Below are 25,496 nucleotides of genomic sequence, written 5' to 3' on the forward strand. Positions count from 1 at the left end.
GCATGTACCTCGACTTCACCCCGGAACAACAGCAACTGCGCGCCGACATCCGGGCGTCGCTGGAGTCGGTGATGACACCCGAACGCAGCGCCGCGGTGGCCGGTCGGATGGAAGGCGACGTGGTGAAAGAGTGCGTGCGTGCGCTGGGCGCCGCGCACCTGCTCGGCGTGGGATGGCCGAAAGAGTATGGCGGGTGCGGCTTCACCGCGCTCGAGCAGTTCATCTTCTACGAAGAAGCGCAGCGGGTGAACGCGCCCATTCCCCTGGTCACGCTCAACACGGTCGGGCCGACGCTCGCGCAGCGCGGCACCGACGAGCAGAAGCAGACGTTCCTGCCTGCGATCTTGACCGGCACCGTCGAGTTCGCGATCGGCTACTCGGAGCCGTCGGCGGGAAGCGACCTGGCGTCGCTGCGCACGACGGCGGTGCGCGACGGCGATCACTACGTCATCAACGGCCAGAAGATGTTCACCAGCGGCGCCGCGTACGCCGACTACATCTGGCTGGCTGCGCGCACCGACCCTGAAGCCAAGAAACACAAGGGCATCTCGATCTTCATCGTGCCGACGTCGTCGCCGGGCTTTTCCTGGAAGCCGTTGCACACCATGCCGGGTGTGTCCACGTTCTACACCTTCTACGACGACGTGCGGGTGCCCGCCAGTTCAATCGTCGGCGGTGAGAACGAAGGCTGGGGACTGATCACTACGCAGTTGAACTTCGAACGGGCCGCCCTTGGCAACATGGGCGCGCTGGAGCCGCTGTTCGAAAAGACGCTGCACTGGGCGCAGACCACCGGACGCCACGGCGGCCGTGTCATCGATCAGCCGTGGGTACGGCATGTGCTCGCCAGGGTCGAGGCACAGGTCGCGGCGTACAAGATCATGAACTTGCGGGTCAACGCGGCGATGACGAAAGGCGCGCTCGGCATGGGTGAAGCGTCCGCGGTCAAGGTGTTCGGCACCGAACTGACCCAGCAGGTGGCGCGCGAACTGCTCGAGGTGCTCGACGCTGCGGGCATCCGCAAGGGCGAGGACGCGCCCCTGCGCGGTGCGCTCGAAACGGCCTACCGCGTCGCCGTGATCAACACCTTCGGTGGCGGCGCCAACGAATTGCAGCGCGACATCATCGCAATGGCAGGGTTATTCATGCCGCGCGCGCCGCGCGACCTTCGGAGTTCACAGAATGGGGACAACAGGTGACGAACTTCCGCGAGAAACTCGACGCGTTGATCGGCCAGCCCACCGGCGGGTCGAACAAGCCCACCGTCGCGCCGGATCCGGTGAATCAGCCGATGATTCGGCACTGGGCGCACGCGCTCGGCGATATGAACCCCGTCTACCTCGACCCCGAATTCGCGGAGAACTCGCGGTTCGGCGGTGTGGTGTCGCCGCCGGTGATGCTGCAGACGTGGACGATGCCCGCACCCAAGATCGAAGGCATCGCCGAACGCGGCGGCGTGCCCGTCGAAACCGGCCGAAACCCTGCGGCGTTCATCGAAGAGGCCGGATTCACCGGCATCGTAGCGACGAACTCCGAGTTCGAGATCGAACGCTACCCCCGCCTTGGCGACGTCATCTCGGTGACGCAGGTGTTCGAGGACATCTCCGACGAGAAGAAGACATCGCTCGGCACAGGGCATTTCATCACGTGGCTGTCGACGTACACCGACCAGAACGGCGAGGTGCTCGGCAGGCAACGGTTCCGGGTCTTCCGATTCAAGGCCAACGCCTGATGGCGACCAGACTGGCGCCGGCGATCGGCATGGACAACGAGTTCTTCTGGAACGGGCTGCGCGAGCACAAGCTGTTGATCCAACGCTGCGGTGGGTGTCAATCCCTTCGTCAGCCGGCCCGGCCGATGTGCCCGATGTGCAATTCACTCGAATGGGACACCGTCGAGTCCTCTGGCCGCGGAACCGTTTACAGCTACGTGATGCCGCAGCATCCGCCCATGCCGCTGATGGAATACCCGTACATCGTCGCGCTGGTCGAGCTCGACGAGGGCGTCCGGCTGGTTTCGAACCTGTGCGAGATCGCGCCTGACGAGGTCGAGGTCGGCATGCCGGTCGAGGTGTTCTACCAGACGTTCGACACGCTGGACGGCAAGGATCTCGTCCTGCACCAGTTCCGGCCGGCCCGGTAGGCGCAACCCATGGACTTCACGTTCACCGAGGAGCAGGAGACGGTCGCGAAGGTCGCCCGGCAGCTGTTCGAACACCGCGCGGCACCCGAACACCTCACCGAACTCGAAGGCGGCGACGTGCGTTACGACGCCCCGCTCTGGCGTGACCTCGCGTCGGCCGACCTGCTCGGTATCGCGTTGCCCGAGAAGGTCGGCGGCAGCGGGCGGGGCTTCCTCGAGTTGACCCTGGTCCTCGCAGAGGTCGGCTGGAGCGTGGCCCCGGTGCCGGTCTACGCCACACTCCTGCTCGGTGCGGACACCATCGCCCGCTACGGTGACGCGGCCCAGCAGCGGCGGTACCTGCCGGACGTAATCAGCGGCGCTCACGTGCTTACCGCGGCGTTGACCGAGCCGGGACGCTCCGCGCCGACCGCAGTGACCACCACCGCGCGCCGCGACGGCGACGGCTGGCGCTTGGACGGGGTCAAGGAGTTGGTGCCCGCGGCGCAGATCGCGCACACGATGCTGGTTCCCGCCGCCGTCGAGGACGGCGACGTCGGGCTGTTTCTGGTTGATGCCGACGCCTGCGGTGTCGACATCAAACCCGCGACGACCACCAACGGTGAGCCGTACGGCGACGTATTCCTCGACGGCGCAGTCGTTTCCGGCCATGACCGGCTGCCCGGGGACGGCACGGAGATGCTCGAGTCGCTGCATACCCGCGCACTGGCGGGCCTGTGCGCGATCCAACTGGGGGTGACCGAGCGTGCGCTACGGATCGCCGCGGCGTATACGACCCAACGCGAGCAGTTCGGCAGGCCGATCGGGAGTTTCCAGGCCGTCCAGCAGCGGATGGCCGATGCGTTCATCGATGTCGAGGCAATCAGGTGGACCACGTGGCAGGCGGTATGGCTGCTCTCCCAGGGCCGGCCCGCATGGCGCGAGGCGGCGATTGCGAAGTTCTGGGCAGCCGAGGCCGGCGCGCGGGTCGTCGCCACAGCTCAGCAGGTGCACGGGGGCATCGGCATCGACATCACCTATCCCCTGTTCCGCTACTTCCTGTGGGCCAAGCACAACGAACTGATGCTGGGCTCGGCGCCCGCGCAGTTGGCGCGGCTCGGCGCGACGTACTGACAAAGGAGAACGATGACGACGACCGAACACCGGAGAACGACGCTGGATTGGCGCGATATCAACGTCGGCGACGCGGTCACGCCTCTGGAGGTGCCCGTGACGGCAACCGTGATCGTCGCGGGAGCGATCGCATCGCGCGACTTCATGCCGGTCCACCATGATCCCGAGTTCGCGAAGAAGCAGGGTTCGCCGAACATGTTCATGAACATCCTGACCACCAACGGCCTGTGCGTCCGCTTCCTCACTGACTGGGCAGGCCCCGAAGCGATGGTGACCAAGTTGGCGATCCGGTTGGGCGTGCCGTCCTTTCCCAACGATCCGCTCGTCTTCACCGGCAGCGTGACCGGCAAGTCCGAAGGCGCCGACGGCGAGGGCTTCGTCGAGGTCACGTTCAAGGGCAGCAACAGCCTCGGCGACCACGTGTCGGGTACGGCGACTCTGAGCCTACTGTGACGTACCTGGGCGGAAAGGCGGCCATCGCAGGCATCGGGCAGACTGAGTTCTCCAAGGAGTCCGGCCGCAGTGAACTGCAATTGGCTTGCGAGGCGGTCAAAGCCGCGATCGACGATGCGGGACTGAGGCCCGCCGACGTCGACGGCATGGTCACCTTCACGATGGACACGAGCGATGAGATCGAAATCGCGCGCAATGTCGGCATCGGCGATCTGACCTTCTTCTCCCGCGTGCACCACGGCGGCGGCGCGGCAGCGGGCACCGTCGTGCAGGCGGCGATGGCCGTGGCCACCGGCACAGCCAACGCGGTGGTGTGCTACCGGGCATTCAACGAACGGTCCGGGTTCCGGTTCGGCGGCGCGACGGCGCGACCCACCGGCGATACGCCGCCGTTCATGGCGAATTACGCGCCGTTCGGGTTGTTGACCCCCGCGGCGTGGGTCGCACTGCACGCGCAGCGGTACATGTCGACATACGGGGTCACCAACGAGGACTTCGGCCGCATCTCCGTCGTCGACCGCGCCCATGCTGCCCGCAATCCCGACGCATGGTTCTACGAACGGCCGATCACCCTTGCGGATCACCAGAATTCGCGGTGGGTCATCGAACCCGTTCTGCGCCTTCTCGATTGCTGTCAGGAAAGCGATGGCGGGGTGGCTCTGGTGGTCACCACCGTCGAACGCGCCCGCGACCTGCCCCGCCCGCCCGCCGTGATCACCGCCGCGGTGCAGGGCGCAGCCGCCGAGGGCGAGATGATGACCAGCTACTACCGCGACGACATCACCGGACTTCCCGAGATGGGCGTCGTCGCCGAAAAGCTCTGGCGCGATTCCGGACTCAAGCCGGCTGACATCCAGACCGCGTTCCTCTACGACCACTTCACCCCTTTCGTGTTCGCGCAACTCGAGGAGTTGGGGTTCTGCGGGCGCGGTGAGGCGAAGGACTTCGCGACCGTCGAAAGGCTCTCGCTCGGCGGGGAACTGCCGATCAACACCAACGGCGGACTGCTCGGTGAGGCCTACATCCACGGGATGAATGGCATCACCGAAGGGGTACGCCAGGTGCGCGGCACGTCGTACAACCAGGTGGCGAACGTCGAGCACGTGCTGGTCACGTCGGGTACCGGCGTGCCGACCAGCGCGCTGATCCTGGCACCGGACGACAGAAGCTGACGCCGTGACCGTCGACACGACCGCGACCGACACCCGTGAGGCCATCATCACCGCCGCCATGCGCTGTTTCGGCAGACAGGGTTTGACCAAGACCACCGTGGTCGACATCGCTCGCGCGGCCGACGTGTCGCGGAGCACGGTGTACGAATACTTCCGCGACAAGTCCGACATCGTGGAGGCCTGCGCCGAGCACTCGTCGCAGCGGTTTTACCGCGAGATGGCGCGGGCGATGGCCCGGGGCGAATCGCTCGAGGACAAGCTGACGCTGGCCGCGGTGTTCGTCACCAAGGCCCGCCGCTTCGTCGAGCCCGAAGTGTATTTCGATGCTGATGAAGTCAGCTTGCTGCTCACCAAGAACGCTGCGGCGCTGTTAGGGGAATGCAGTGAGTTCCTCGCGCCCTACCTCGCCGCGGCGAAGCTCACCGGCGAGGTGCGCAAGGATCTCGACGTGGCCTCTGCGGGTGAGTGGTTCGCCCGCATGTTGTTCTCGTTGTTCAGCACACCGTCAGCGCACCTGGACACGGACGACGACCGGGTGGTCGCGGATTTCGTGCGGACCTATGCGGTTCGCGGCTTCAGCACCGAGCGTGCAGGCCGGTCGCGGTAGTCACCGTCCGCCCAGTGAGCCGAGCAGGCCGCTGAGCAACGTCAATACCGCGACGATCGGATTTCCCGCCGGTTTCGGCGTCGTGGTGGGCGCTGTGGTGGTGACCGGCGGCGTCGTGGTGACCGGTGGCGTCGTAGTCGGGACGGTGGTCGCGGTTGTCGGGATGGTCGTGGTGGTGGTCGTGGATGTCGGCGTCGTCCCGGGGCCATGACCGTCGGCCCAGATGACCTTCGCGCCGGTCAACGGGTTCCAGGTGATCTTGCCGTACTCGAAAGAGGTGTAAGTGCCGGTGGGGCCGCCCGTTTCGTCGGTGGTGGCCAGGCCGAGTTCGGGCACCCACACCTTGGCGGTGTGCCCCGCAGCGGAATGCGCACCGGTGGCCTCCGAGTACCAGACCCGCAGCCCGGTGGACTTGTTGAAGTCCTGGTAGCCGTTGGTGAATTGCGTCGTCGGAGACAACAGGTAAGAGCCTGCCTTGGCAGCAACGGGATTCGGTGAGCTCACGAACCCGTTGCCGGTCTGGAAGACGGTGCTGACGGTCCGCACCTGCGCCCACTTGCCGTCTGTGGTCTTGTACACCGGCGACAGAACGGTGCCCAGCGCCGCATCGTTGATGGTCGAGAACTGCTGATATTCAGCTGATTTCGCAATCGTGCCCGAGGCGCCCGCCCGAACCGTCTGCGCCGCGGCCTTCGGAGTCCAGTCCGTTCGGTAGATGCCGAACGTGGACTGGCTACTGACGCTGCCTGTCGCGCGGTCGCGGGTGGTGTAGATGAACATCGGACCCGCGTAGGGCAGCTCCTGCCACTTCAACAGGATGTCCGCGATGTACTCGTTCTCTCTTGCCTCGCCACCGCTGGAGGACGGCTGGCCGTACTCCGTCGCCCAGATCTTCTTGTTGTCATCGCCGTTGGCGATCATCACTTTCCGGACGTCCATCAACTGCTGAAGCGGTGAGTTCGCCTTGCCGACCCCGCCGGAGAACTTCAGCGTGTACAGGTACGGATGGAAGCTCAACGCGTCGAAGTATGGTTTGGCGCCCGCGGCATACATCTGCGTCACGTATGCGACCGGGTTGATCGTCAGCGACCCGACGCTCTGGATGGCGCCAAGCCCGGCGCTGATCACGACGACCGACGGATCGATCGCTTTGACCTTCGGGTAGGCGGCCTTGAGCAGTTCGGTGTAGGCGGCCGGGTCCGGCGTCGGCGTCCAGAACGTCACCGAGTTCGGTTCGTTCCAGATCTCGACGGCCGCGATCTTGCCCGCGTAGCGCGCCACGAACTTCGCCACGAAGTCGGCGTAGGCGGCCGTCGACGCGGGCCGCGAGCTGAGGTACTGACCGCCGCTCACCACCGCCCACCGCGGAGTCGCGTTCACCATGCCCACTACTGCGATGTTGCGCGCCGCGGCCGAATTCACCGTCTTGTCGATGCTGCTCCAATTCAGCGTCCCTTTGGTGGTTTCGACAGCTGCCCAGGGAATCATCAGGCGCACTGCGGAGACGTTCGTCGCCTTGATCATGTCCATGGTCTTGTCCACGCCTGCCTGATCCAGCCCCCACACATCGGAGTCGGCGATGGCCGTCGTCGTGGCTGCCGGGTTTATGGTTGCGGTGGCGGTGACGAACACGTCGCGGGGCCGGTTGTGCACGAGGTCGCGGCTGATCGTGGTGGTGCACACCAACCCGACGATCACGGCCATGGTCGTGGTCAGAAAGGCTCGCCGGTAGCCGCGACGTCTGCTCAGGCCCACGGTCCACCCTTGAGGTCGGTCCGCGCGAAGCGGAGTTCAACATCCACCCGATCTTTGCTCTGCGACGATCTTGACGGACAAAGCGGCGCATGTAACGGATGCGGCCGGTGTGTCGTATGTGCTGAGTTTGCCTACGCAAGCAACCGTCCGCGGTACGGCCCCAGCCGCGAAACTGCACGCCTCTACTCGCACTCTTCACGCCGGAATACAGTTTCGGCGCAAGGTGCCAGGCGTCTCCCACTGCATGGTGGCATTGAGCGAGAACGCAGCGAAGGTGCTGGCAAGTGTCTGCCGCAGATGGGCATTCGAGTTGGTCTGACCCGGCTGATACGACAGCACCGAGATCCCGACCTTGCCGTTGACCCGACCGCAAATGAATCCGAGAACGCCACCGGTGCGGTGCATCGTCGCCGTGGTCACGCCCGGATAGACAGAGCGTGCCGTGCAGTAGTCGGCGTCGGAGCCGTCCAGGCGGGTGACCTCCGCGGGCACCTCACCGAGATGGGACGACACCACACTCGCCCCGTCGCCGGTCGCGACGCTGACCATCCTTTTCATCAACCGCCTGGGCACGAAGGGAACCATCGGCAGCAGCGCCGCCCGCTCGTCGGGAACGGAATTGTGGTTGACCAGCGCTTGCTTGATCGCAGCGCGGACGCCGCGCAGATCGCTGGACACGTCCGCGGGATCGACGGTGACGTCGACGTTGGTCACCGCGTTGGCGCGGGTATCGCCCTCGGTGCGCTCGCTGACCGGAATCGACAGCAAGACGGCTTTATCGGCGACGCGGCCCATCCGGTGTGCGGCGTCGGCGGCCAAACCCGCGAGCAGCGCGTTGCTGGTGCCGCCGAGCGCCTTGGCGCAGGCATCCCACTCGCGCGCATCAATGAAGGCCGTCGCGCTCGGCAGCGCGATCTGCTCATCGGAGCCTCGGAATCGTTTGGGGGTTGCCGCGCCGGCGCGACGGCGCCGTGCCATCCGGATCGCCGCCCGCGCAGCGCGGCCGACGGCGGCCAGATCGCGCGCGGTCTGCCGCGCGTCTTCGCGGAGTGCGCGCCAGCGCCGGCGTGACTTCGCGGGCGGGAAGGTGAGCGCGCTGTCGACGCCGGAGGTGGCCTCGGCCAACGCCATCGCCAATCCGACGCCGTCGATCAGGGAATGCGCGACGACGAGGCTCACACCTGTGCCGCCGTCGGTGAACGGCAGCACCGCGAGGTGCCAACCCGGGCCGTGTTCGGCGTCGAGCGGCGTGTGCGCCTGTTCGATGAGCCAGTCGTCGAATTCGTCGCGCGGACGCGGTGTTTGGGTGACTTCGAGGTCGGATGCATCACTTGCCCGCACCCAGCGGTGCCTGCCGAATGGCAACGGTGACCGTTCGATGCGACGGGCCAACCGGCCCCGCTGCAAATGGTGATGGAAGCGGCGCAGCCCGTCGACGTCGATCGGTCGGTTGTAGATCCAGATGCACTGAATCGCGCTGGTGGTTCCTGTCGCCCGCTCGCCGAGGAACAATGCCTGGTCGGTCAGGTCGAGAATGTTCGTCATTTCGTCGCTTTCTTGTGTTCGTCGTTTCCGTCATCGGCGCGGAGCGCACACCACGCACGACGTGCTCGAATTCGCATGGTGGGCAAGCTCTTCGATCCAATCCGCGGTGATCTTGGCGACATCGGCGAAGGCTTTGCTCAACGCCGCGATGTAGCGGTGCACGGATTTGCGCGCAACCGAGTTGTCCGGGAACGAGATCGTCACCGTGGTGCGTGAGGTATGCCGGTTGATCCACATGTTGATCCCGCCGTGCGAGAGGTTGTCGCCGTAGATGCCGTAGCCGGTCTGCTCCCAGAGTTCGGCGACGGGAATCTTGCGAAAGTCCAGGAACGACACCATCATTCCCGGTTTTGTGGGCAGCTTGATGCCCAGTTCGTCCACCGACGCCAATTCGAGGACCCGTTCGAACGGCACGTTCGCCAGGTACTTGCCTGCGTTGAACGAGTCCTGCGCGGCGCGAGCGATGCCGGCGAATTCGCCGTCGCCGATCGGCACGGTGACCGGGAAGAGGCTGGCGAACCATCCGACGCTCATGGCGTCGACGTCCGGGGTGCGGGTGTCCGACGGGGTGAACCCGTGATAGGTGGTGTTGCCGGTGAGTTGGTGCTCGGCCAACGCCGCGCATGCCAGCACGCCGCCGGAGAACCGAGCGCCGGCCTCGCGGCATGCGGTGTCGAACGCCTCGGTGTCGTCTTCGTTCAACAACTCGACGGTGACGAAGTCGCCCTTGCTGCTTGCCCAAGTGTCGCCGAGTTCGAGCGGAAAGCTCGGCCAGTCGCCGTCGGTGCTCCTGGCGAAGTCAATCCAATCCTTGATCTCCCGCGACGACAGGGTCATGGCGGCGACCTTGTCGCGCTGACGGGCGGTGTAGTCGGCGTAACCGCCGACTGCGGGCAGGGTGGCTGGCTGCCCCTGCGACAGGTTCTGATACATCAGGTGGATGTCGACGAAGATCAGGCCCGCCGACATGCCGTCGATGTGCAGATGGTCGACGCTGGCGTAGAAGGTGAAATGGTCATCGCTTTGAATGACGCCGAAGCTGAAGCAGTCCCACTGCAGGGTCTGCGCGGTCGTCGCCAGCGCATGGGTACGAATCTGCTCGGGTTCCATGGCGCCGAAAGATACTGGCACGAAATCGATTTCACTCGGGTCGTCGATGGTTCGCCGGTAGATGTTGCCGTTCTCGACTTCGAACGTGCTGTGGTAGGTGTCATGGCGGCGCAGATGAGCGTTGATCGCCTCGGTCATCAGCGCGATGTCGCACACCCCGGGGATGTCCCAGGCGACCACCATCAGCCGGGGCAGTTCCCGCCCGAGCGCGTTGCCGTAGAAAGCGCCCCGCAGGTGCGCCGCCTGCTGAAAGCTCGCGGGCAGATCACTTCGGGTCGCCCTCGCGGCGCTTTCCCGCGCGGCAGGCGAAGCGGTCCACGTGGTGACGATGCCTGCAGCCGGCTGCCATGAATGAATGGGACCGAGTGCGACCATTTCAAGACTCCTTTGTATTCGGGTGCCGAATCTCGTTGCGACCGAAGTTATGGCGGCGTCAGCGAAAAGGCTCGGTTGTGCTCGCTAACGGCGAAGTGAGCGATTCAACCGGTTTTTCGCATTCTGCTCAGCCCCTGACCAGGGGTTTCAGGCCTCAGGCACCCTTGAGCAGAACGCGCAAAAGGCGCTGAATCGCTGCTTGTGCGGGTTGTGCGCACAAGAGCGCGACAACAGAAAAGCCTCCGTAGCTTCAGCGATGCCCGCATCAGGAATTCTCATTTGAAGGACGCCACCGTGTTGAAGAAAGCCACCCCGCAGACCGCGAAGAATTTCGATGTTTTCTCGCTGTTGGGCCGCACCGTGGTGCGCCTGCCCTGGCTGGTCATCTCCGCGTGGATCGCCTTGGTGGTCGTGTTGTTCGTGACCTTCCCGGCGCTGACCAAGGTCGTCGAGAACCAGACGATTCAACCGCTGCCGTCGCAGGCGATGGCGGCCACCGACCAGATGGCCAAGGACTTTCACGAGTCGGCGCAGAACATCCTTGTCGTGGTCATGACCAACAAGCATGGCCTGACACCCGCCGACAACGACACCTACCGCGCGGTGGCCGACAAATTCCGCAGCGACACCACTGACGTGTCCGCTGTGCAGGATTTCGTCAGCACTCCCCCGTTGCGGCAGCTGATGGTCAGCAGGGACAACCAGGCGTTCTACATGGCGGTGACGTTTAAGGCGCCACCCGGATCCCCCGAATCGTCGGCGGCGTACCAACGCCTCACGCAGATGGTCAAACAAGCCACCGCCCGCTCCGACCTCACCACCCATGTCACCGGATCGGCGGCCGTCATCGGAGACCTGTCGATCGTCACCGCCCACGACATGCACGTGATCGAGATCGCCACCGCCGCACTGGTGTTGCTGATCCTACTGGTGATCTACCGGCGCCCCGTCACGGTGCTGCTTCCGCTGATCACGATCGGGATCTCCGTCGCGTCGGCGCAGGGACTGGTGTCGGCGTTCACCGAGATCGGCATGAGCGTCTCTGCCCTGACCATCGTGTTGATGACGGCGATGATCGTCGGTGCGGGAACGGATTACGCGGTGTTCCTGATCAGCCGCTACCACGAGTACATCCGCGCCGGAATGGATTCCGACGTGGCCGTGCAGAAAGCGCTCACCTCGATCGGCAAGGTGATTGGCGCTTCGGCGGCCACTGTGGCCGTCACCTTCCTCGGCATGATCTTCACCCAACTGCCCGCGTTCACCAGTGTGGGTCCGGCGCTGGCGGTTTCGATCGCGGTGGCGTTCCTCGCGGCGGTCACGCTGTTGCCCGCGGTGCTGGTGCTGGCGGGCAGACGCGGATGGATCGCACCGCGTCGACCGCTCACCGACCGGCTGTGGCAGCGCTCGGCGATCCACATCGTCCGCAAGCCCAAGGCGCATCTGGTGGTCAGCCTGACGATCCTGATCGCGCTCGGTGCCTGCGCACTGTTCATGAACCCGACGTACAACGACCGCATGCAGTTGCCGGGCTCGGCGGAAAGCAACTTGGGGTATTCAGCTATGGCAGACCACTTCTCGACGAGTGCGTTGCTGCCGGAATACATTTACATCCACTCGCCTCGCGACTTGCGGAATCCCCAGTCGCTGGCCGACATGGAGCAGATGGCGCAGCGGGTGGCGCAGTTGCCCAACGTCGCGGCGGTGCGCGGCGTCACCCGTCCGACGGGTCAGCCGATCGAGCAGACCAAGGTCAGCTATCAAGCCGGTGCGGTCGGTTCGAAACTGCATGACGCGTCGTCTCAGATCGCGGACAAGTCAAGCGATCTGGACAAGTTGAGCGGCGGCGCTCACCAGTTGGCCAGCAGCCTCGCTCAGGTGCGCGACCAGGTCAACGGCGCCGGGCGCTCGATGACGGCGATGACGGCGACGTTGAGCCAGGTGCAGAACCAACTCGAAAATCCGCAGACGACGCAAATGTTGAACACCGTCCGTACCTACGCCAACACCGTCGACGGCGATCAGCAGGCAATGACCGGGGTCGCGAACTCCGCGTCCGCGATGCTGAACGCACTGAACAACAATCCGCAGTGCGACGCCGACCCGGTGTGCAGCGACGGCCGCGCCAAGCTGCAGCAGCTGTCATCGTCGGGCTACGACGCGGCGCCCGCGCAGCGCATGCTGTCCTCGTTTCAGCAGCTGACCTCGATGATGCAGTCGGCGGGCAGCAGCCTGCGCTCGGCCGGGATCAACAGCCCGCAGGGCGCACAAGCCAAGATCGCGCAGATGCAGCAGGGCGCCGACGCGGTGGCCAACGGCAGTGCGCAACTGGCCCAGGGTGTTCAGGTGCTCGTCGATCAGACCAAGAAGATGGGCGGAGGCCTGAACCAGGCGGCGGATCTGCTGCTGTCAATCAAGCACGACGCGTCGTCACCGTCGATGTCGGGCATGTATGTGCCGCCACAGGTGCTGACGACGAACGACTTCAAGAACGCCGCGAAGGTGTTCATCTCGCCGGACGGGCACAGCGCCCGGTACATGGTCGAGACGAAGTTCGATCCGTTCAGCACCGACGCGATGGACCAGGTGCAGACGATTCTGGACACCGCGCGAGGTGCACAACCGAACACGACGCTGTCGAATGCCACGATCTCCATGGTCGGCACCACCCCGATGTACAGCGCGATCCGCAGCTACTACGACCATGATCTGCGACTGATCATCGTCTTGACCCTGGTGGTCGTCTTCCTGATCCTGGTCGCCCTGCTGCGCGCGATCGTCGCGCCGCTGTACCTGATTGCCTCCGTGGTGGTCTCGTACCTGTCCGCGTTGGGGCTGGGCGTGGCGTTCTTCCAGTTCATCTGCCATCAACACATCTACTGGAATGTGCCTGCCACCGCCTTCATCGTGTTGGTCGCGGTCGGTGCGGATTACAACCTGCTGCTGATCAGCCGCATCCGGGAGGAATCCCGCAACGGCATCCGGTCGGGGATCATCCGGGCCGTGCACTCGACCGGCGGTGTGATCACCTCGGCCGGCATCATCTTCGCGGCCTCCATGTTCGGTCTGATGTTCGGCAGCGTCTCCACCATGCTGCAGATCGGGTTCATCATCGGCGCCGGCCTGTTGATCGACACGTTCGTGGTGCGCACCATCACCGTCCCCGCACTGGCCGCGATGATCGGGCGGGCCAACTGGTGGCCGACGAGGTCTCCCAAGTCCGCGGCCAGGTAGCCGCAGCCGGCGATTGGCGTGCGATCGGGAGCGCTCACCGCTCTCGTCCGCACGCAAATCGCTGTTTGTCAGAGGGCCCGGAGTTGCTCGCTGTCGACGAAGACGAGGTCGCCGGAGTTCAGCCGCACCGCCCACCGCCGCGCGGCGCCGACGATCCGGTTCGAGCCCACTTCGACGGGCTGACCTGCTGACGGTCCGAAATCTTCGAGGATGACGCCGCCCTGCTGCTCGTCGGTCTCGGGATAGACCAGGACCGGGGAATTCACCGCCAGCCCGGCCTCTTCGTCGCCGGTCTCGCCGCTCTTGTCGCCCTTGTCGCCCTTTGCCACCTTCAGCCCCCTCTACTCCCTCAAATCAGTAGAGCACAGGGGTTGACCTGCGAGGGCGGAAACGCGACAGGGATTCGTACTAGGCGGCCCGGGGGGCGTGGTCGGTGGTGGTGGCCACGAAATCGTCGATCAGACGAGCGACCGCTTCGGGGCGTTCCGTCGGCGGGTGATGGCCGACGCCGGGCATGATGTGCAGCCGGCTGTTCGGCAGTGTCCGGTGGGCGGCCAGGGCGTGGTCCACCGGGATGACGCGGTCTTGGTCACCGCTGATGATCAACGCGGGCAGGACTTCGTTGAAGGTCAGCCGGTTCACCGCGGTGACCGCCTGTCCGCGGAAGTCGACAACCGAGCGCAGTGTGCGCAGGAACGCCTGCCGGTGGTCGCGGTTCGACAGCGACGGGCGAGCCTTGAAGCGGTCGGTGGAGCCCATCAACGCCCGCACCGCGTTACCCGCGACGATGGCGGGCCGCGAGGCGATCACCGGCAGCACGAGCTCAGAACCGGGCAGCGACAGCAGCCGCAGCACGCGGCCGACGTCGCCGCCGAATCCGCCGCTGCTGATCAGCGCGATGCGCTCGCAGTACTGGCTGTGCTGATGGGCGAACTGCATGGCGATGCCGCCACCCAGAGAGTGACCGACGACGGTGACACGCGAGACGCCGAGTGCGTCCAGCAGATCGCGGAGCAGGACGGCGAAGGCGCCCACCGAGTAGTCGCCGCGCGGCTTGTCGGAGTCGCCGTGGCCGAGCAGATCGGGGGCGATGACGCGGTATCTTTCGGCCAGCACCCGTATTACGCCGCTCCACGTCGCTGAACTACCGCCCATGCCGTGCACCAGTAACAGGACCTCGCCGGCGCCTTCGTCGCGGTACGCGACGCGATCACCGTGCAGCGTGATGGTTTTGAGGTTCGAGTCGGTGGTCGGGATGTCCGGAACCGAGTCACGGCCCGGCCGGGAGACGACGGCGGGGCCGGCGAGGGCCGCGCAGGCGGCCGCGCCGACCAACAGACTCTTCATGGCGTTCATGAGGTGGCTCCGGTGAACTGACGTTGGCGTTTACTACGTCATACGGTATGGCTTGTGTCGCACCGCTTCTCGCTTGTGCTCACTAATCACTACAAGCGACGATCTCTGCGTTCTGCGCATATTGTTCAGGACACGACGACCGCGAGTTGCGCTGCGGAGGAACGGTTTCTGGACCTGCGTGCGCTCACCGGGCGACGGGATCCCCGACGCATGCCCATGGCGCGGCCGATCGTATTGCTCACACACTCGGCGGCTTCCTGGAGCAACATGTGACCGGCAGTCGGGTGGTGGTAATGCACGGCGCCCGGGATGGCGGCGGCGAGATCGCGCGAATGCGAGGCCGGTGTCAGGACATCGGTGCCGCCGCTGACGATGAACGTCTTGGCGGTGATGGACTCGAGCGCCCGGTATGCGTCGTAGCGCTTCAGGCTCGGCAGGAACCCGGCCGCCGTGGTCAACGATGTGGTGCGGATGGCTGTCGCCGCGACCGCCGCGACCGCGGTGCCATCCCCGGCGAATCTGCTCAGCACGTCGCCGAGTGGCTGAATGAGCCTTTGGACGGCCTTGTCCGCCGCGCGTTGCGGCATCCGGTGAACCAGCCCGAACAGTGCTTCTGTCGCGGGTGTTGCGATCAGGCGACCGATGCCGCGCGCGGCGAGACTGCCCGCCGCGGTGCCGACCAGCACCAGGCCCTGCGGTTCCACTGGGCGCTCGGCCACCGGGCGAGCGAAGTACGCCAGCGCCGTCATGCCGCCCATCGAATGGCCCGCCAGCGTGAGCGGACCCGTGATCCGCATGGCGGCCAGGACGTCCGCGAGATCGGCTGCAAGTTGGCTGATTTCGTACGTCGGCATCGGCGCGCCCGTCGATCGACCGTGGCCGCGATGATCGTAGGTGATGACCCGGATGGCGCGGCCGTACCGACGCCGCAGCTGGCACACCTGCGTCTGCCAGCTGGCTTGTGAGAGCAGAAGGCCGTGCAGCAGAACGACTGTTGGCGCATCGGCGCGCTCTGCGGTGTAGTCGGTCACCGCAATCCGCACGCCGTCTTTCGTGGTCACGGTGCGCTCGACGGGACCGTCGCCGACGGACGCCGTCGGGGGAAATGCGGCGGGTGTCAGATCCGAATCGGGCGCAACCGTCATGGCGGACTCCTCGGTGGATGCCGATGCCGGGACGGTCCCGGCTCGCTGATGCCAAGAAGCTACGGTCGATATCCCGGTGGGCACTCGCTTGTGCGCACAAGCCGCGCAAGCGGCGATCTTGACCTTCTGCGCATTCTGCTCAGCGTGGCGTACCGGTTGAAGTTGTTGCCGCGCAGCACTATTGGCCAACACCAGACGGTCCTGAGCACAATGCGCAAAAGCGTCACAACGATCATTGCGCGGGTTGTGCGCACAACCGCGCCGGTGTGGGGGCGACTACATATGGTCGTCGACGATGACTACTCAAACCGCGCCATCCGCCGATGCGCTGCGCGACATCGGGCATCGCCTCGACCACCTCGCCGTCGGCCCCGTCCACCGCAGGGTGGTCGTCGCGTGGGCTTACACCTGCTCCTTTCTGGCCGTTCCGGCGCTGGGTTTCCTGTCACTGTCGCTCAACGACCGCAGTGTGTTCGGATTCGAGGGTTGGCGGGTCCTGTTGCTGATCGGTGCGATCGGCGCGGTGGTGATCACCGCGCTGCGGCGTGGGCTTCCGGAGTCACCGCGGTGGCTGGCCAGTGTGGGCCGTGTCGACGAGGCGCGGGATGCGTTGCGGGCGTTCGGATCCGATCAGGATCCGAACTGCACCGTCGAGACCCATGAGAGCACGCCGGCCCCGAAACCTGTCCCAGCGCTGCAGCGGTTACGCGTGTCGCCCTATCGGCAGCGACTGGTCATGCTGGGGTTCTTCCATCTCTTCCAGCCGTTCGGCTACTACGGATTCGGCACGCTGGCGGTGCTGGTGCTGGTCACCCGCGGTTACGACGTCACGTCGTCGCTGCTGTTCACCGCCGTGTCGTTCATCGGGTATCCGGTCGGATCGCTGATCTCCATTCCGTTGTTGAAGCGGTTCGAACGCAAGTACCTGATCATCGTGATGGTCGCCGTCATGGCGGCAAGCGGTGTCCTGTTCGCGACGGCGACCGCCCCCGCGCTGATCGTCGTGTTCGGAGCGTTGATCACCACGTCGAGCAACGTCTTCTCGAACATTTACCACGTGTATCAAGCGGAGATCTTCCCCAGCGATGTGCGAGCGACCGCCGTCGGTTGGACGTACTCGGCGTCGCGACTGTCCAGTGCGGTGCTGCCGTTCATCCTCGTCCCGGTCCTGAACTACTACGGCGCGACGGCCATGTTCGCCACGGTGCTCGTCGCGCTCGCCGCGACCATTGCCGTGATCGCCCCGCTCGGACCCCGCACGGCGGGCAAGAGCGTCGACGAAATCAACCCGACATGACCGGTTTTGCTCATTCTGCTCAGGCGGACGCGTACGCTCGGCCCATGGCGAGAAGGCTGCGTGTGGACGTGCGGCTCGCTACCCAGGTGCTGCTGCTTCAGGTCGCAGTCGTGACGCTCACGCTCGGCATCGCGGGTGGGCTGCTCGCCTTCATGAGTCACGAGCGCCTCGCCGCCCAGTACGAAGACCGGTCATTGGACATGGCACGTGCGATCGCGTTTGCCCCGGCGGTGCGCGCCGACGTTGCACGCTACGACGCGACGCCGCTGACACCTGGGCCCGCGCTCACTGCGCAGTTGGCCGAGGGGCAGCTTCAGCAGTTGGCCACCGAGATCCAGCGGCGCACCGGGGTGCTGTTCGTGGTGATCACCAACAACCAGGGTCTACGACTGTCTCACCCGAATCGCGACGAGCTCGGGAAACACGTCAGCACCGATCCGTCCGAGGCGCTAGCCGGCCACGAAGTGGTGACGAGGCAGTCCGGCACGCTCGGGTCGTCGGTCCGCGCGAAAGTGCCGATTCGTGCGCCGAATTCGGATCAGGTGGTCGGCGAGGTCAGCATCGGTATCTCCACCGCGGCCGTCCACCGCCAGCTGTGGACCGACGTGCGCACGGCGGCCGTCCTGGTCGGCGTGGCACTTCTCATCGGCGTCGTCGGTTCGGTGTTCCTGGCCCGGCGGTGGCGGGGTTTGACGATGGGGCTGCAACCCTCTGAGATGGCCGAGTTGATCCGCGGCCAGGCGGCGGTCCTGCACGGAATCGACGAGGGCGTGCTCGCCGTCGACACCAACTGGAAGACAACGTTTGTCAACGACAAGGCGTGCCGGCTTCTCGAGATCAGCAACGAACCGGGCAACCCGCTGGAAGACGTCGGGCTGACGCAGCGTGTCCTCGAGGTGTTCAAGTCGGCGGATCCGACGCCGACGCTGGCGACCGTCGGGGATCGGATCGTGGTCGTGTCGGCCCGGCGGGTGGCGCACGAGGGGCGGGATCTGGGCACCGTCTTGGTGATCCGCGACCGCACCGACGTCGAATCGTTGACCCGCCAACTCGACGCGGTCCAACTGATGAGCACGGTCCTGCGCGCTCAGCGTCACGAATTCGCCAACCGACTGCACCTGCTCAACGGCCTGCTGCACAGCGGCCACGTCGACGAGGCCGCGCAGTACGTCGAGGAGTTGTTGGGCTCAGGCCCGCTGGGTTCGGCGTTGCCGGGCATCGACGCCATCCGCGATGCGTTCCTGCAGGCGTTCCTGGCAGCCAAGGCCGCCGCCGCGCGTGAAGCCGGGGTGACGCTGACCATCGGCGAGAACACCTGGGTGCCTGGGCGACTCGCGCTGCCGGTCGACGTCACCACCGTGCTCGGCAATCTGCTGGACAACGCCATCTACGCCGCACGCACCGGCGCCAACAACGTGAAGATAGTGGAAGTCGAACTGCTGCAGGATGGTTCGACACTGCACATCACGGTGGCCGACACCGGGGACGGGATTCGGCCCGACTTCGTCGAGCATGTGTTCAGCGAAGGCAAGTCGACCAAGCCGGATTCCGGGATACCGGGCGGTCGCGGTATCGGAATGGCGCTGTCCCGACAGATCACCCGCGCGCTCGATGGCGACATCCGGTTGTCGAGTCCCGGCAATCCCGACGCGGAGTTGTGCGGCGCAGAGTTCATCGCCCGGTTGCCGGGTGTCATGGTGGAGGAGGAAGCCCAATGGGTGGCACAGAATTGACCGTCCTCGTGGTGGACGACGACTTCCGCGTCGCCAACATGCACGCAGGCATCGTCAACGCGCTGCCGGGTTTCGCCGTGACCACTACCGCGACGACGCTCGCAGCGGCCCGAAAGGCCGAACCTGTCGACCTCGCACTGGTCGACGTCTATCTTCCCGACGGGTCCGGGATCGACTTCGTCCGCGAGTTGCGCTGCGACAGCATGGTTTTGAGCGCCGCGACGGACGCCCCCACCATCCGCGCCGCCATTGCCGGGGGAGCGTTGAGCTACCTCGTCAAACCATTCGCTCCCGCCGATCTGGTCGCCCGCCTCTCGGGCTATGCGCGCTACCGCAAGATACTCGCAGGCACCAACCTCGGCGGCAAAGAAGTGGACTCGGCCATGGATGCCCTGCGTCCGCGCATCGCGCCCGCACCGTCACCTACCGCGGTGGCGTCCCCCACGAAGCAATTGGTGCTGCAGGCCCTTCGCGCGTCGGGTCAGCCGATGTCCTCGGCGGAGCTGTCCGCAGAGATCGGCGTGTCACGGGCCACTGCGCAACGGTATCTGTCCACCTTGGCGAACGCCGGCGAGGTCAGGATCCAACTCCGCTACGGCACGACGGGCCGTCCCGAACAGGAATTCGTCGCCGTGGACAAACCACCGAGTCGGCCTTCACGCTGAACTGTCCTGCGGTTCTGGCCCACGTTCGGCCAGCGGGTCTTATCGTGAGCCGGTGGAGGGCACGCCTTTTGGCCGCTACCGCCTGATCGAATTGCTTGGCCGCGGCGGGATGGGCGAGGTGTGGCGCGCTCACGACACCACCATCGACCGCGTGGTGGCGATCAAGATGCTGCTTCCCCACTACGCCCAGGATCCCGACTTCGACAAGCGATTCCGTCGTGAGGCTCGCGCCGCAGCCCGCCTCGACGACCCACATGTCGTGCCGATCTACGACGTCGGAGAGGTCGACGGCCGCCTCTACGTCGCCATGCGGCTGATCAACGGCACCGATCTGCAAACGGTTCTCAACGCAGGGCCGCTCGAACCCGCCCGCTCCGTCCACATCGTCGATCAGATCGCGTCGGCGCTGAACAGTGCGCACCGGGCCGGGCTGGTGCACCGCGACGTGAAACCGTCCAACATCCTGCTGGCCGCGAACGACTTCGCCTACCTCATCGACTTCGGCATCGCCCGCGGCACCAGCGACACCGCGCTCACCTCGGCGAACACCACGATCGGCACCTGGGCCTACATGGCCCCGGAACGCTTCCGCAGCGGCGAAATCCAACCCACCTCCGACGTTTACGCGCTGGCGTGCGTGCTCTACGAGTGCCTCACAGGTCACCCGCCCTACCCCGGAGACACCCTCGAACAAGTCGCCGTCGGCCACATGGTCACCCCGCCGCCGCGCGCCTCGGAAGAGCACCCGACCGTGCCGACGGCGCTGGATCAGGTGATCGCCACGGGGCTGGCCAAACAACCCTCCCACCGCTATCCCACCGCCGTCGACTTGGCCGCCGCCGCCCGCCGTGCCGTCGATGACAATCCGCCCGCCGTATGGCAGGACGCCGCACAGACTCAGCCGTGGCAACCGAATCAAGTTGTGCCACAGATAGATCCGGCCTATGCAGGGCAAGCGCCACCGTGGCCGCCCTCGCAGCAGCCCGATACCGCCGAACCACCGGTGCAACAACCCGCACGCCGCCGCGGCATCGTGATCGGGGCGGTGGCTGCCGTGACATTGCTCGTCCTAGGCGGCGTCATCGCGGCGGCGAACCTCTCCGGCAACGACAAGCCCGCCCCCGCGCCGAACACCCCGACATCCGTGGCCGCAACACCCAATACCGGACCCTTCACCGGCACCTACCGCGCCGACTTCGGACCGATCAGCACGCTCGGCGGTGTCGCAGACCCGGGCGGCACGTCGTCGAAGGCGACCTATGGGTTCCGGTCGGTGTGTCGGCCAACGGGATGCGTCGCCACCGGGTCGCGGCTCAGCGGCGATCCGTCGTTCGCGCCGACGGTGGAGTTCGACGAGGTGAACGGGATCTGGCTGTCAGTGTCCCTCGCCTCACAACAGTGCCGGGAGAACTCGCGCGCCGAAAGTTGGCAGGTGTTCAAGCTGCAACCGCAGCCCGACGGCACGCTCACCGGCGAATTCACCGCAACCGCCGGCAACTCCTGCTCGGCGAAACACACCGTCACCTTCACCCGCACAGGCGATGTCGACGTCGAGAGCCTGCCCGACCCGGCCAACCTGCTGCCTCGAGTGGTGTCACCCGCCGAGGCCCTCTTCGGCCGCTATCACCAGGCGCGCACCTTCACCAACGGGCAGAAGCAGGAGACGGACTTCGTCGTCGCCACCGACTGCCTGCGCGCGGGCAACCGGTGCATGAGCTTCTTCTACGAATCCTCGGGAATCGTCGAACCTCTGGTGTTCGCCGACGGTTCCTGGTCGTTGGCCACTGACTTCGAGTCGACCTGTCCGGGCCGAGGCCCGATGCGGGTGAAGAAGACCGGTCAGTACCCCTTGCCCCAACCGCCGCAGAGCCCCATCACGCTTCTCACCGGCCACGGCAACCAGGAGCAGTCGCAACCCTGCCCGGTCACCATCGTGTTCGACGAAACCTTCACGCGCACCGGCGATTAGCACCTGGGCACACACGAAACGGGCATTCACGCCCACGCACCGGGCAGTTGACCTTATCGTGAGCCGGTGGAGGGCACGCCTTTTGGCCGCTACCAGCTGCTGGAGTTGCTGGGCCGCGGCGGGATGGGTGAAGTCTGGCGCGCCAACGACACTGAGATCGGCCGCATCGTCGCGATAAAGATGCTGCTCTCGCACTATGCGAAGGATCCCGACTTCGAGAAGCGCTTCCTGCGTGAGGCCCGCGCCGCAGGACGCCTGGACGACCCGCACATCGTGCCGATCTATGACGTCGGTGAGATCGACGGCCGCCTCTACGTGACCATGCGCCTGATCAACGGCACCGATCTGCAGACGCTGCTCGACGCGGGCCCGCTGGATCCCGCGCGGGCGGTGCACATCGTCGAACAGATCGCTTCGGCCTTGAATTGCGCCCACCAGGCCGGGCTTGTGCACCGCGACGTCAAACCGTCCAACATCCTGCTGGCCGACAACGACTTCGCCTACCTCATCGACTTCGGCATCGCGCGAAGCGCCTCCGACACCGCGCTGACGTCGGCGAACACCACGATCGGCACCTGGGCCTACATGGCGCCCGAACGTTTCCGCAGTGGCGAGAGCGAACCGGCCTCGGACGTCTATGCCTTGGCGTGCGTGCTCTATCAATGTCTGACCGGGCATCCGCCCTATCCGGGCGACACCCTGGAACAGGTGGCTGTCGGACACATGGTCGCGCCACCGCCGCGGCCGTCGGAAGACCACAGCACCGTGCCGACGGCTCTGGACCGTGTCGTCGAGATCGGGCTGGCCAAACAACCCGCCGACCGTTATCCCACCACCATCGACATGGCCGCCGCCGCTCAACAAGCGCTGCGCACAGACCCGTTCGGCGCCGCCCACCCGACGCAACCGGCGGCGCTGCAGGCGCCTCAGCGACCAACCGACGGTGGTGCGCCGACGGCATCGCCGCCCACCGGCAGCAACGGACGGCGCCGAGGCGTCCTGATCGGCGCCCTCGTCGCCGTCGCGGTGCTGGTCGCCGGCGGCATCATCGCGGCTGTGAACATGTCCGGCAACGACAAGTCGACGGCCGCGACTCCGCCGTCCACCGCCGCACCGAACACGCCGACCCGCACACCGAATACCGGCCCCTTCACCGGCATCTACCGCGTCGATTTCGGCCGTGCGACGCGGTTGGACGGGGTCGGTGATCCGAACGCAGCGCCGTCGACCGGCACCTACGGGCTGCGCTCGGTCTGCCGGCCTGCAGGCTGCGTAGCGACCGCCGCTAAGTTCAAAGGTGACGTCGCATTCGCGCCGACGATGGTGTTCGATCAGGTCGGGGCAAGCTGGATGGCGGTCGCCCTGGCGCCGAGCCCATGCAAGAACACCACCGTCGACACGTGGCAGGTGTTCACCCTGCAGCCGCAACCCGACGGCTCGCTCGCCGGTGAGTTCATTCGGCTCACCGCGAACCAGTGTCAAGAGAAGCGAGCCGTAACCTTCACTCGCACAGGCGATGTCGATGTCGACGCCGACTTCAAGGGCTTGCCGGATCCCGCCAAACTATCCCCCCGCGTGGTGTCGCCTGCCGAAGCGTTGCGCGGCCGGTACCGCATCGCGCGCACGTACTCGGGCATGGGTACCCAACAGCTCGGCGACTCCGCCGTCACCACCTACTGTCTGCGCGCAGGCGACCGGTGCATGAGCTACTTCTCCGTCGCCGCAGGCGATCTGCCACTGATCTTCGAAGGCGGGAACTGGACCTGGAAGGACGAGACGGACGGTCCGTGCCCGAACGGCGACATGTCGCACCTGAGCGCCAATGCGTTGTTCCCGCTGCCGCAGCCACCGCAGAACCCGATCGCAGAACTCAACGGGCAGGGCACGTGGGTGCAGACGGGATCGTGCGCCGTCGACCTCGATATCACCGAAACCTTCACGCGCACAGGCGATTGAGAGGTTACGGCGGAAACACCTTCTTGATTGTTCCATCGGGGTTGACCTGCATGTAGCCGGTGCCGGGGGATGCCGAGTGGATCGCCAGTTCGAGGACCCCGCCTTCGGCGCCCGAGACGATCAGATAGGTCTGGCTGCCGTCGGGAGCACCGAGAGTCTGCGGCGCGCCTGCCAACAGGCCCGCAACCGCATCTGCGTTGAATGCGCTCAAGTCGGCCAGTACATCGAACGACGATGTCGTGGTGTCCGAGCCCCAACTGCTCCACTGGCCGCCCCGGTACATGAAGTCCTGTTCGACGTGGCTGTTGGTCGGTGAAACACGCTCGAGCACAGCGTATTCCGGGTAGATCACCAACTGGAATCCCATGGTGTCCCCGAAGTGGCCACGCATGGTGTCGAGCAGTCCCTTCAACCCGTCTGCGGTCTGCAGCTGTGACGGACCGGTCGGTGTGGATTGAGTCGAGGCCGGCGCGGAGGTCGTGGCGCTCGGTGCGGTCGAGTTGGTGCTCGGTGGCGAAGGTTTCGTGCTCGGGGCCGACGGCAGCCCCTGTTGGGTCGGCTGGGCCCGCGTGGTCGGCCGATCGGAGGGACTCCCGTCCGGCCAGATGATGACGGCGACGACCGCGATGACAATGACAGCTGCGATGGCGAGGCCCCCGAGAATCCAGACCGCCGGATTCTGCCACCATGCGGACGACGACTGGGGCTGCTGCGGGATGCCGGGCGGTGACCACGTCGGGGGCTGTCCGGGTGCGCCGTACTGGGTGGGCGCGACACTCGCAGCGTGTGTGCGCGGTCCCGTGTCGGGATACGGGACCGGCGCGGGCCAACCCGGCGCCGCGACCGCCGCGGGCGGGCTCTGCGATACGGGTCCGGCCAGCGCGGCGCGGGCGGCGACCGCCAAATCCTTCGTCGTGGCGTAGCGCTGATCGGGGTCCTTGGCCATGCCGATCGCGATGACCTGGTCCATCTGCGTCGGGATGCCGGGCTGCATGGTCGAGGGCCGCGGCGGCGGCATCGTGAGGTGGTTGGTGATCTGACGCTCGAGGCTGTCGCCGGGGAACGGTTGGGATCCGGTCAGACATTCGTGCAAGACACACGTCAGCGCATAGATGTCGGCGCGGGCGTCGTCGCGGTCGGTGGTGAACCGTTCGGGCGCCATATAAGCCAACGTGCCGATCGTGGCGCCCGTGCTCGTCAGTTTGGTCGCGTCGGCGGCGCGGGCGATACCGAAGTCGATGAGATAGGCGAAATCGTCCTCGGTCACCAGGATGTTCGACGGTTTGACATCGCGGTGCACCAACCCGATTCGGTGCGCTGCGCCGAGGGCCGCGGCGATCTGCTCGACGATCGAGACGGCTCGCGGCGGCGGCAGCGGACCGTTGACGACCAGTTCATTGATGGTCTTGCCGTCGATGAGCCGCATCGTGACGTAGAGCCGACCGTCGATCTCACCGAAGTCGTGGATCGGCACGATATGCGGTTCGTCCAGGCTGGCCGCGGCCTGTGCTTCGCGGCGGAACCGGGCCTGGTACTGCGCATCGTCGGCGAGGTTCGACGGCAGCACTTTCAGGGCAACCACCCGGTTCATGGCGGTGTCGTAAGCCTTCCAGACCTCGCCCATTCCGCCGCGGCCCAGCATCTCCACCAACCGATACCGGCCGAACGGGGTCCCATCCACCGGCTAACCATAAAAGGCAGTGGCCTTGGCTGGCAGCAGATCCGCGGTGCGCCGAGGTTCCCAGCAGATTGGCAGCTTGGCGGGTCGCCGCTGCTGACAGGGCCGGCCGGGCTGTGTTGACGCTGTGCGCGCGGTGCGAATTCTCCTCGGTTCCTGGTAGCGTTTTCACGGCACAATATCAATCTTAT

20 protein-coding genes are annotated in these 25,496 nt (G+C 65.9%); 13 read left to right on the forward strand and 7 right to left on the reverse strand.

The features are described from left to right. Positions 1 to 2: 2 nt before the first annotated feature. From A5724_RS22660 to A5724_RS22690, 7 genes are read left to right on the forward strand one after another with little or no spacing between them, the layout of a single operon-like run. The gene (locus A5724_RS22660; protein ID WP_067807512.1) at positions 3 to 1,199 is read left to right on the forward strand and encodes an acyl-CoA dehydrogenase family protein; all 1,197 of its coding nucleotides are present in this window, start codon (positions 3 to 5) and stop codon (positions 1,197 to 1,199) included. Next, positions 1,196 to 1,732 (forward strand): MaoC family dehydratase N-terminal domain-containing protein, encoded by a 537-nt coding sequence (locus A5724_RS22665; RefSeq protein ID WP_067807515.1) that lies wholly within the window; start codon positions 1,196 to 1,198, stop codon positions 1,730 to 1,732. Before A5724_RS22660 ends, A5724_RS22665 begins: the two co-directional genes overlap by 4 nt. Next, a complete protein-coding gene (locus A5724_RS22670) occupies positions 1,732 to 2,142 on the forward strand; it encodes a Zn-ribbon domain-containing OB-fold protein (RefSeq protein ID WP_067807517.1) in 411 nt (136 codons plus the stop codon). The genes A5724_RS22665 and A5724_RS22670 overlap by 1 nt, the downstream gene beginning before the upstream one ends. 9 nt (positions 2,143 to 2,151) lie before the next feature. Further along, the gene (locus A5724_RS22675) at positions 2,152 to 3,255 is read left to right on the forward strand and encodes an acyl-CoA dehydrogenase family protein (RefSeq protein WP_067807521.1); all 1,104 of its coding nucleotides are present in this window, start codon (positions 2,152 to 2,154) and stop codon (positions 3,253 to 3,255) included. Between the two features lie 12 nt (positions 3,256 to 3,267). Beyond that, a complete protein-coding gene (locus tag A5724_RS22680; protein ID WP_067807524.1) occupies positions 3,268 to 3,708 on the forward strand; it encodes a MaoC family dehydratase in 441 nt (146 codons plus the stop codon). Next, a complete protein-coding gene (locus tag A5724_RS22685; RefSeq protein ID WP_067807527.1) occupies positions 3,705 to 4,880 on the forward strand; it encodes a lipid-transfer protein in 1,176 nt (391 codons plus the stop codon). The genes A5724_RS22680 and A5724_RS22685 overlap by 4 nt, the downstream gene beginning before the upstream one ends. 4 nt (positions 4,881 to 4,884) lie before the next feature. Then, a complete protein-coding gene (locus tag A5724_RS22690; RefSeq protein ID WP_067807530.1) occupies positions 4,885 to 5,487 on the forward strand; it encodes a TetR/AcrR family transcriptional regulator in 603 nt (200 codons plus the stop codon). Here A5724_RS22690 and A5724_RS22695 read toward each other — a convergent pair whose 3' ends face one another. The 3 genes from A5724_RS22695 to A5724_RS22705 all read right to left on the reverse strand — a co-directional run bounded on the left by A5724_RS22695 (position 5,488) and on the right by A5724_RS22705 (position 10,272). Beyond that, complete coding sequence (locus A5724_RS22695; RefSeq protein ID WP_232004939.1) at positions 5,488 to 7,242, reverse strand: endo-1,4-beta-xylanase; 1,755 nt, start codon at positions 7,240 to 7,242, stop codon at positions 5,488 to 5,490. It lies immediately after the preceding gene. 195 nt (positions 7,243 to 7,437) lie between these two features. Further along, entirely contained in the window at positions 7,438 to 8,787 is a 1,350-nt protein-coding gene (locus A5724_RS22700) for a hypothetical protein (RefSeq protein ID WP_067807536.1), read from the reverse strand. A gap of 30 nt (positions 8,788 to 8,817) precedes the next feature. After that, on the reverse strand, positions 8,818 to 10,272 hold the full coding sequence (locus tag A5724_RS22705) for a condensation domain-containing protein (RefSeq protein ID WP_067807539.1): 1,455 nt from the start codon (positions 10,270 to 10,272) through the stop codon (positions 8,818 to 8,820). Positions 10,273 to 10,566: 294 nt separating this feature from the next. On the opposite strand from A5724_RS22705, the gene A5724_RS22710 reads away from it, so the two are divergent. Further along, positions 10,567 to 13,506 carry an RND family transporter gene (locus A5724_RS22710; RefSeq protein ID WP_067807676.1) on the forward strand — a complete coding sequence of 980 codons (2,940 nt, stop codon included), beginning with the start codon at positions 10,567 to 10,569 and terminating at the stop codon, positions 13,504 to 13,506. 68 nt (positions 13,507 to 13,574) lie between these two features. Here A5724_RS22710 and A5724_RS22715 read toward each other — a convergent pair whose 3' ends face one another. From A5724_RS22715 to A5724_RS22725, 3 genes are all read right to left on the reverse strand, one after another. Beyond that, the gene (locus A5724_RS22715; protein ID WP_067807542.1) at positions 13,575 to 13,835 is read right to left on the reverse strand and encodes a hypothetical protein; all 261 of its coding nucleotides are present in this window, start codon (positions 13,833 to 13,835) and stop codon (positions 13,575 to 13,577) included. Between the two features lie 79 nt (positions 13,836 to 13,914). Continuing rightward, a complete protein-coding gene (locus A5724_RS22720) occupies positions 13,915 to 14,853 on the reverse strand; it encodes an alpha/beta fold hydrolase (protein ID WP_369830655.1) in 939 nt (312 codons plus the stop codon). Positions 14,854 to 14,987: 134 nt separating this feature from the next. Beyond that, on the reverse strand, positions 14,988 to 16,007 hold the full coding sequence (locus tag A5724_RS22725) for an alpha/beta fold hydrolase (RefSeq protein WP_067807544.1): 1,020 nt from the start codon (positions 16,005 to 16,007) through the stop codon (positions 14,988 to 14,990). 295 nt (positions 16,008 to 16,302) lie between these two features. Here A5724_RS22725 and A5724_RS22730 point away from each other — a divergent pair, with 295 nt between their 5' ends. From A5724_RS22730 to A5724_RS22750, 5 genes are all read left to right on the forward strand, one after another. Beyond that, positions 16,303 to 17,304, forward strand: a complete 1,002-nt coding sequence (locus A5724_RS22730) for an MFS transporter (protein WP_082965209.1) — start codon at positions 16,303 to 16,305, stop codon at positions 17,302 to 17,304. A 44-nt stretch (positions 17,305 to 17,348) separates the two neighbouring features. Beyond that, entirely contained in the window at positions 17,349 to 19,037 is a 1,689-nt protein-coding gene (locus A5724_RS22735; protein WP_082965210.1) for a sensor histidine kinase, read from the forward strand. Further along, positions 19,019 to 19,702 (forward strand): response regulator, encoded by a 684-nt coding sequence (locus tag A5724_RS22740; protein WP_067807546.1) that lies wholly within the window; start codon positions 19,019 to 19,021, stop codon positions 19,700 to 19,702. Before A5724_RS22735 ends, A5724_RS22740 begins: the two co-directional genes overlap by 19 nt. Before the next feature lie 52 nt (positions 19,703 to 19,754). Continuing rightward, positions 19,755 to 21,671 (forward strand): serine/threonine-protein kinase, encoded by a 1,917-nt coding sequence (locus A5724_RS22745; protein ID WP_082965211.1) that lies wholly within the window; start codon positions 19,755 to 19,757, stop codon positions 21,669 to 21,671. Positions 21,672 to 21,737: 66 nt separating this feature from the next. Continuing rightward, positions 21,738 to 23,627 carry a serine/threonine-protein kinase gene (locus tag A5724_RS22750; RefSeq protein WP_067807550.1) on the forward strand — a complete coding sequence of 630 codons (1,890 nt, stop codon included), beginning with the start codon at positions 21,738 to 21,740 and terminating at the stop codon, positions 23,625 to 23,627. Positions 23,628 to 23,631: 4 nt separating this feature from the next. Here A5724_RS22750 and A5724_RS22755 read toward each other — a convergent pair whose 3' ends face one another. Next, positions 23,632 to 25,308: a serine/threonine-protein kinase gene (locus A5724_RS22755; protein ID WP_067807553.1), complete on the reverse strand. Its 1,677-nt coding sequence runs from the start codon at positions 25,306 to 25,308 to the stop codon at positions 23,632 to 23,634. Positions 25,309 to 25,496 lie beyond the last annotated feature (188 nt).

Source organism: Mycobacterium sp. ACS1612, from assembly GCF_001667505.1.
Lineage (GTDB): Bacteria > Actinomycetota > Actinomycetes > Mycobacteriales > Mycobacteriaceae > Mycobacterium.

Excerpts from the sequence above, each read along its gene's own strand:
- A5724_RS22660 (WP_067807512.1), top strand. The coding sequence starts at position 3 with ATGTACCTCGACTTCACCCCGGAACAACAGCAACTGCGCGCCGACATC.
- A5724_RS22670 (WP_067807517.1), top strand. The coding sequence starts at position 1,732 with ATGGCGACCAGACTGGCGCCGGCGATCGGCATGGACAACGAGTTCTTC.
- A5724_RS22675 (WP_067807521.1), top strand. The coding sequence starts at position 2,152 with ATGGACTTCACGTTCACCGAGGAGCAGGAGACGGTCGCGAAGGTCGCC.
- A5724_RS22680 (WP_067807524.1), top strand. The coding sequence starts at position 3,268 with ATGACGACGACCGAACACCGGAGAACGACGCTGGATTGGCGCGATATC.
- A5724_RS22700 (WP_067807536.1), bottom strand. The coding sequence starts at position 8,787 with ATGACGAACATTCTCGACCTGACCGACCAGGCATTGTTCCTCGGCGAG.
- A5724_RS22705 (WP_067807539.1), bottom strand. The coding sequence starts at position 10,272 with ATGGTCGCACTCGGTCCCATTCATTCATGGCAGCCGGCTGCAGGCATC.
- A5724_RS22720 (WP_369830655.1), bottom strand. The coding sequence starts at position 14,853 with ATGAAGAGTCTGTTGGTCGGCGCGGCCGCCTGCGCGGCCCTCGCCGGC.
- A5724_RS22725 (WP_067807544.1), bottom strand. The coding sequence starts at position 16,007 with ATGACGGTTGCGCCCGATTCGGATCTGACACCCGCCGCATTTCCCCCG.
- A5724_RS22730 (WP_082965209.1), top strand. The coding sequence starts at position 16,303 with ATGACTACTCAAACCGCGCCATCCGCCGATGCGCTGCGCGACATCGGG.
- A5724_RS22735 (WP_082965210.1), top strand. The coding sequence starts at position 17,349 with ATGGCGAGAAGGCTGCGTGTGGACGTGCGGCTCGCTACCCAGGTGCTG.
- A5724_RS22740 (WP_067807546.1), top strand. The coding sequence starts at position 19,019 with ATGGGTGGCACAGAATTGACCGTCCTCGTGGTGGACGACGACTTCCGC.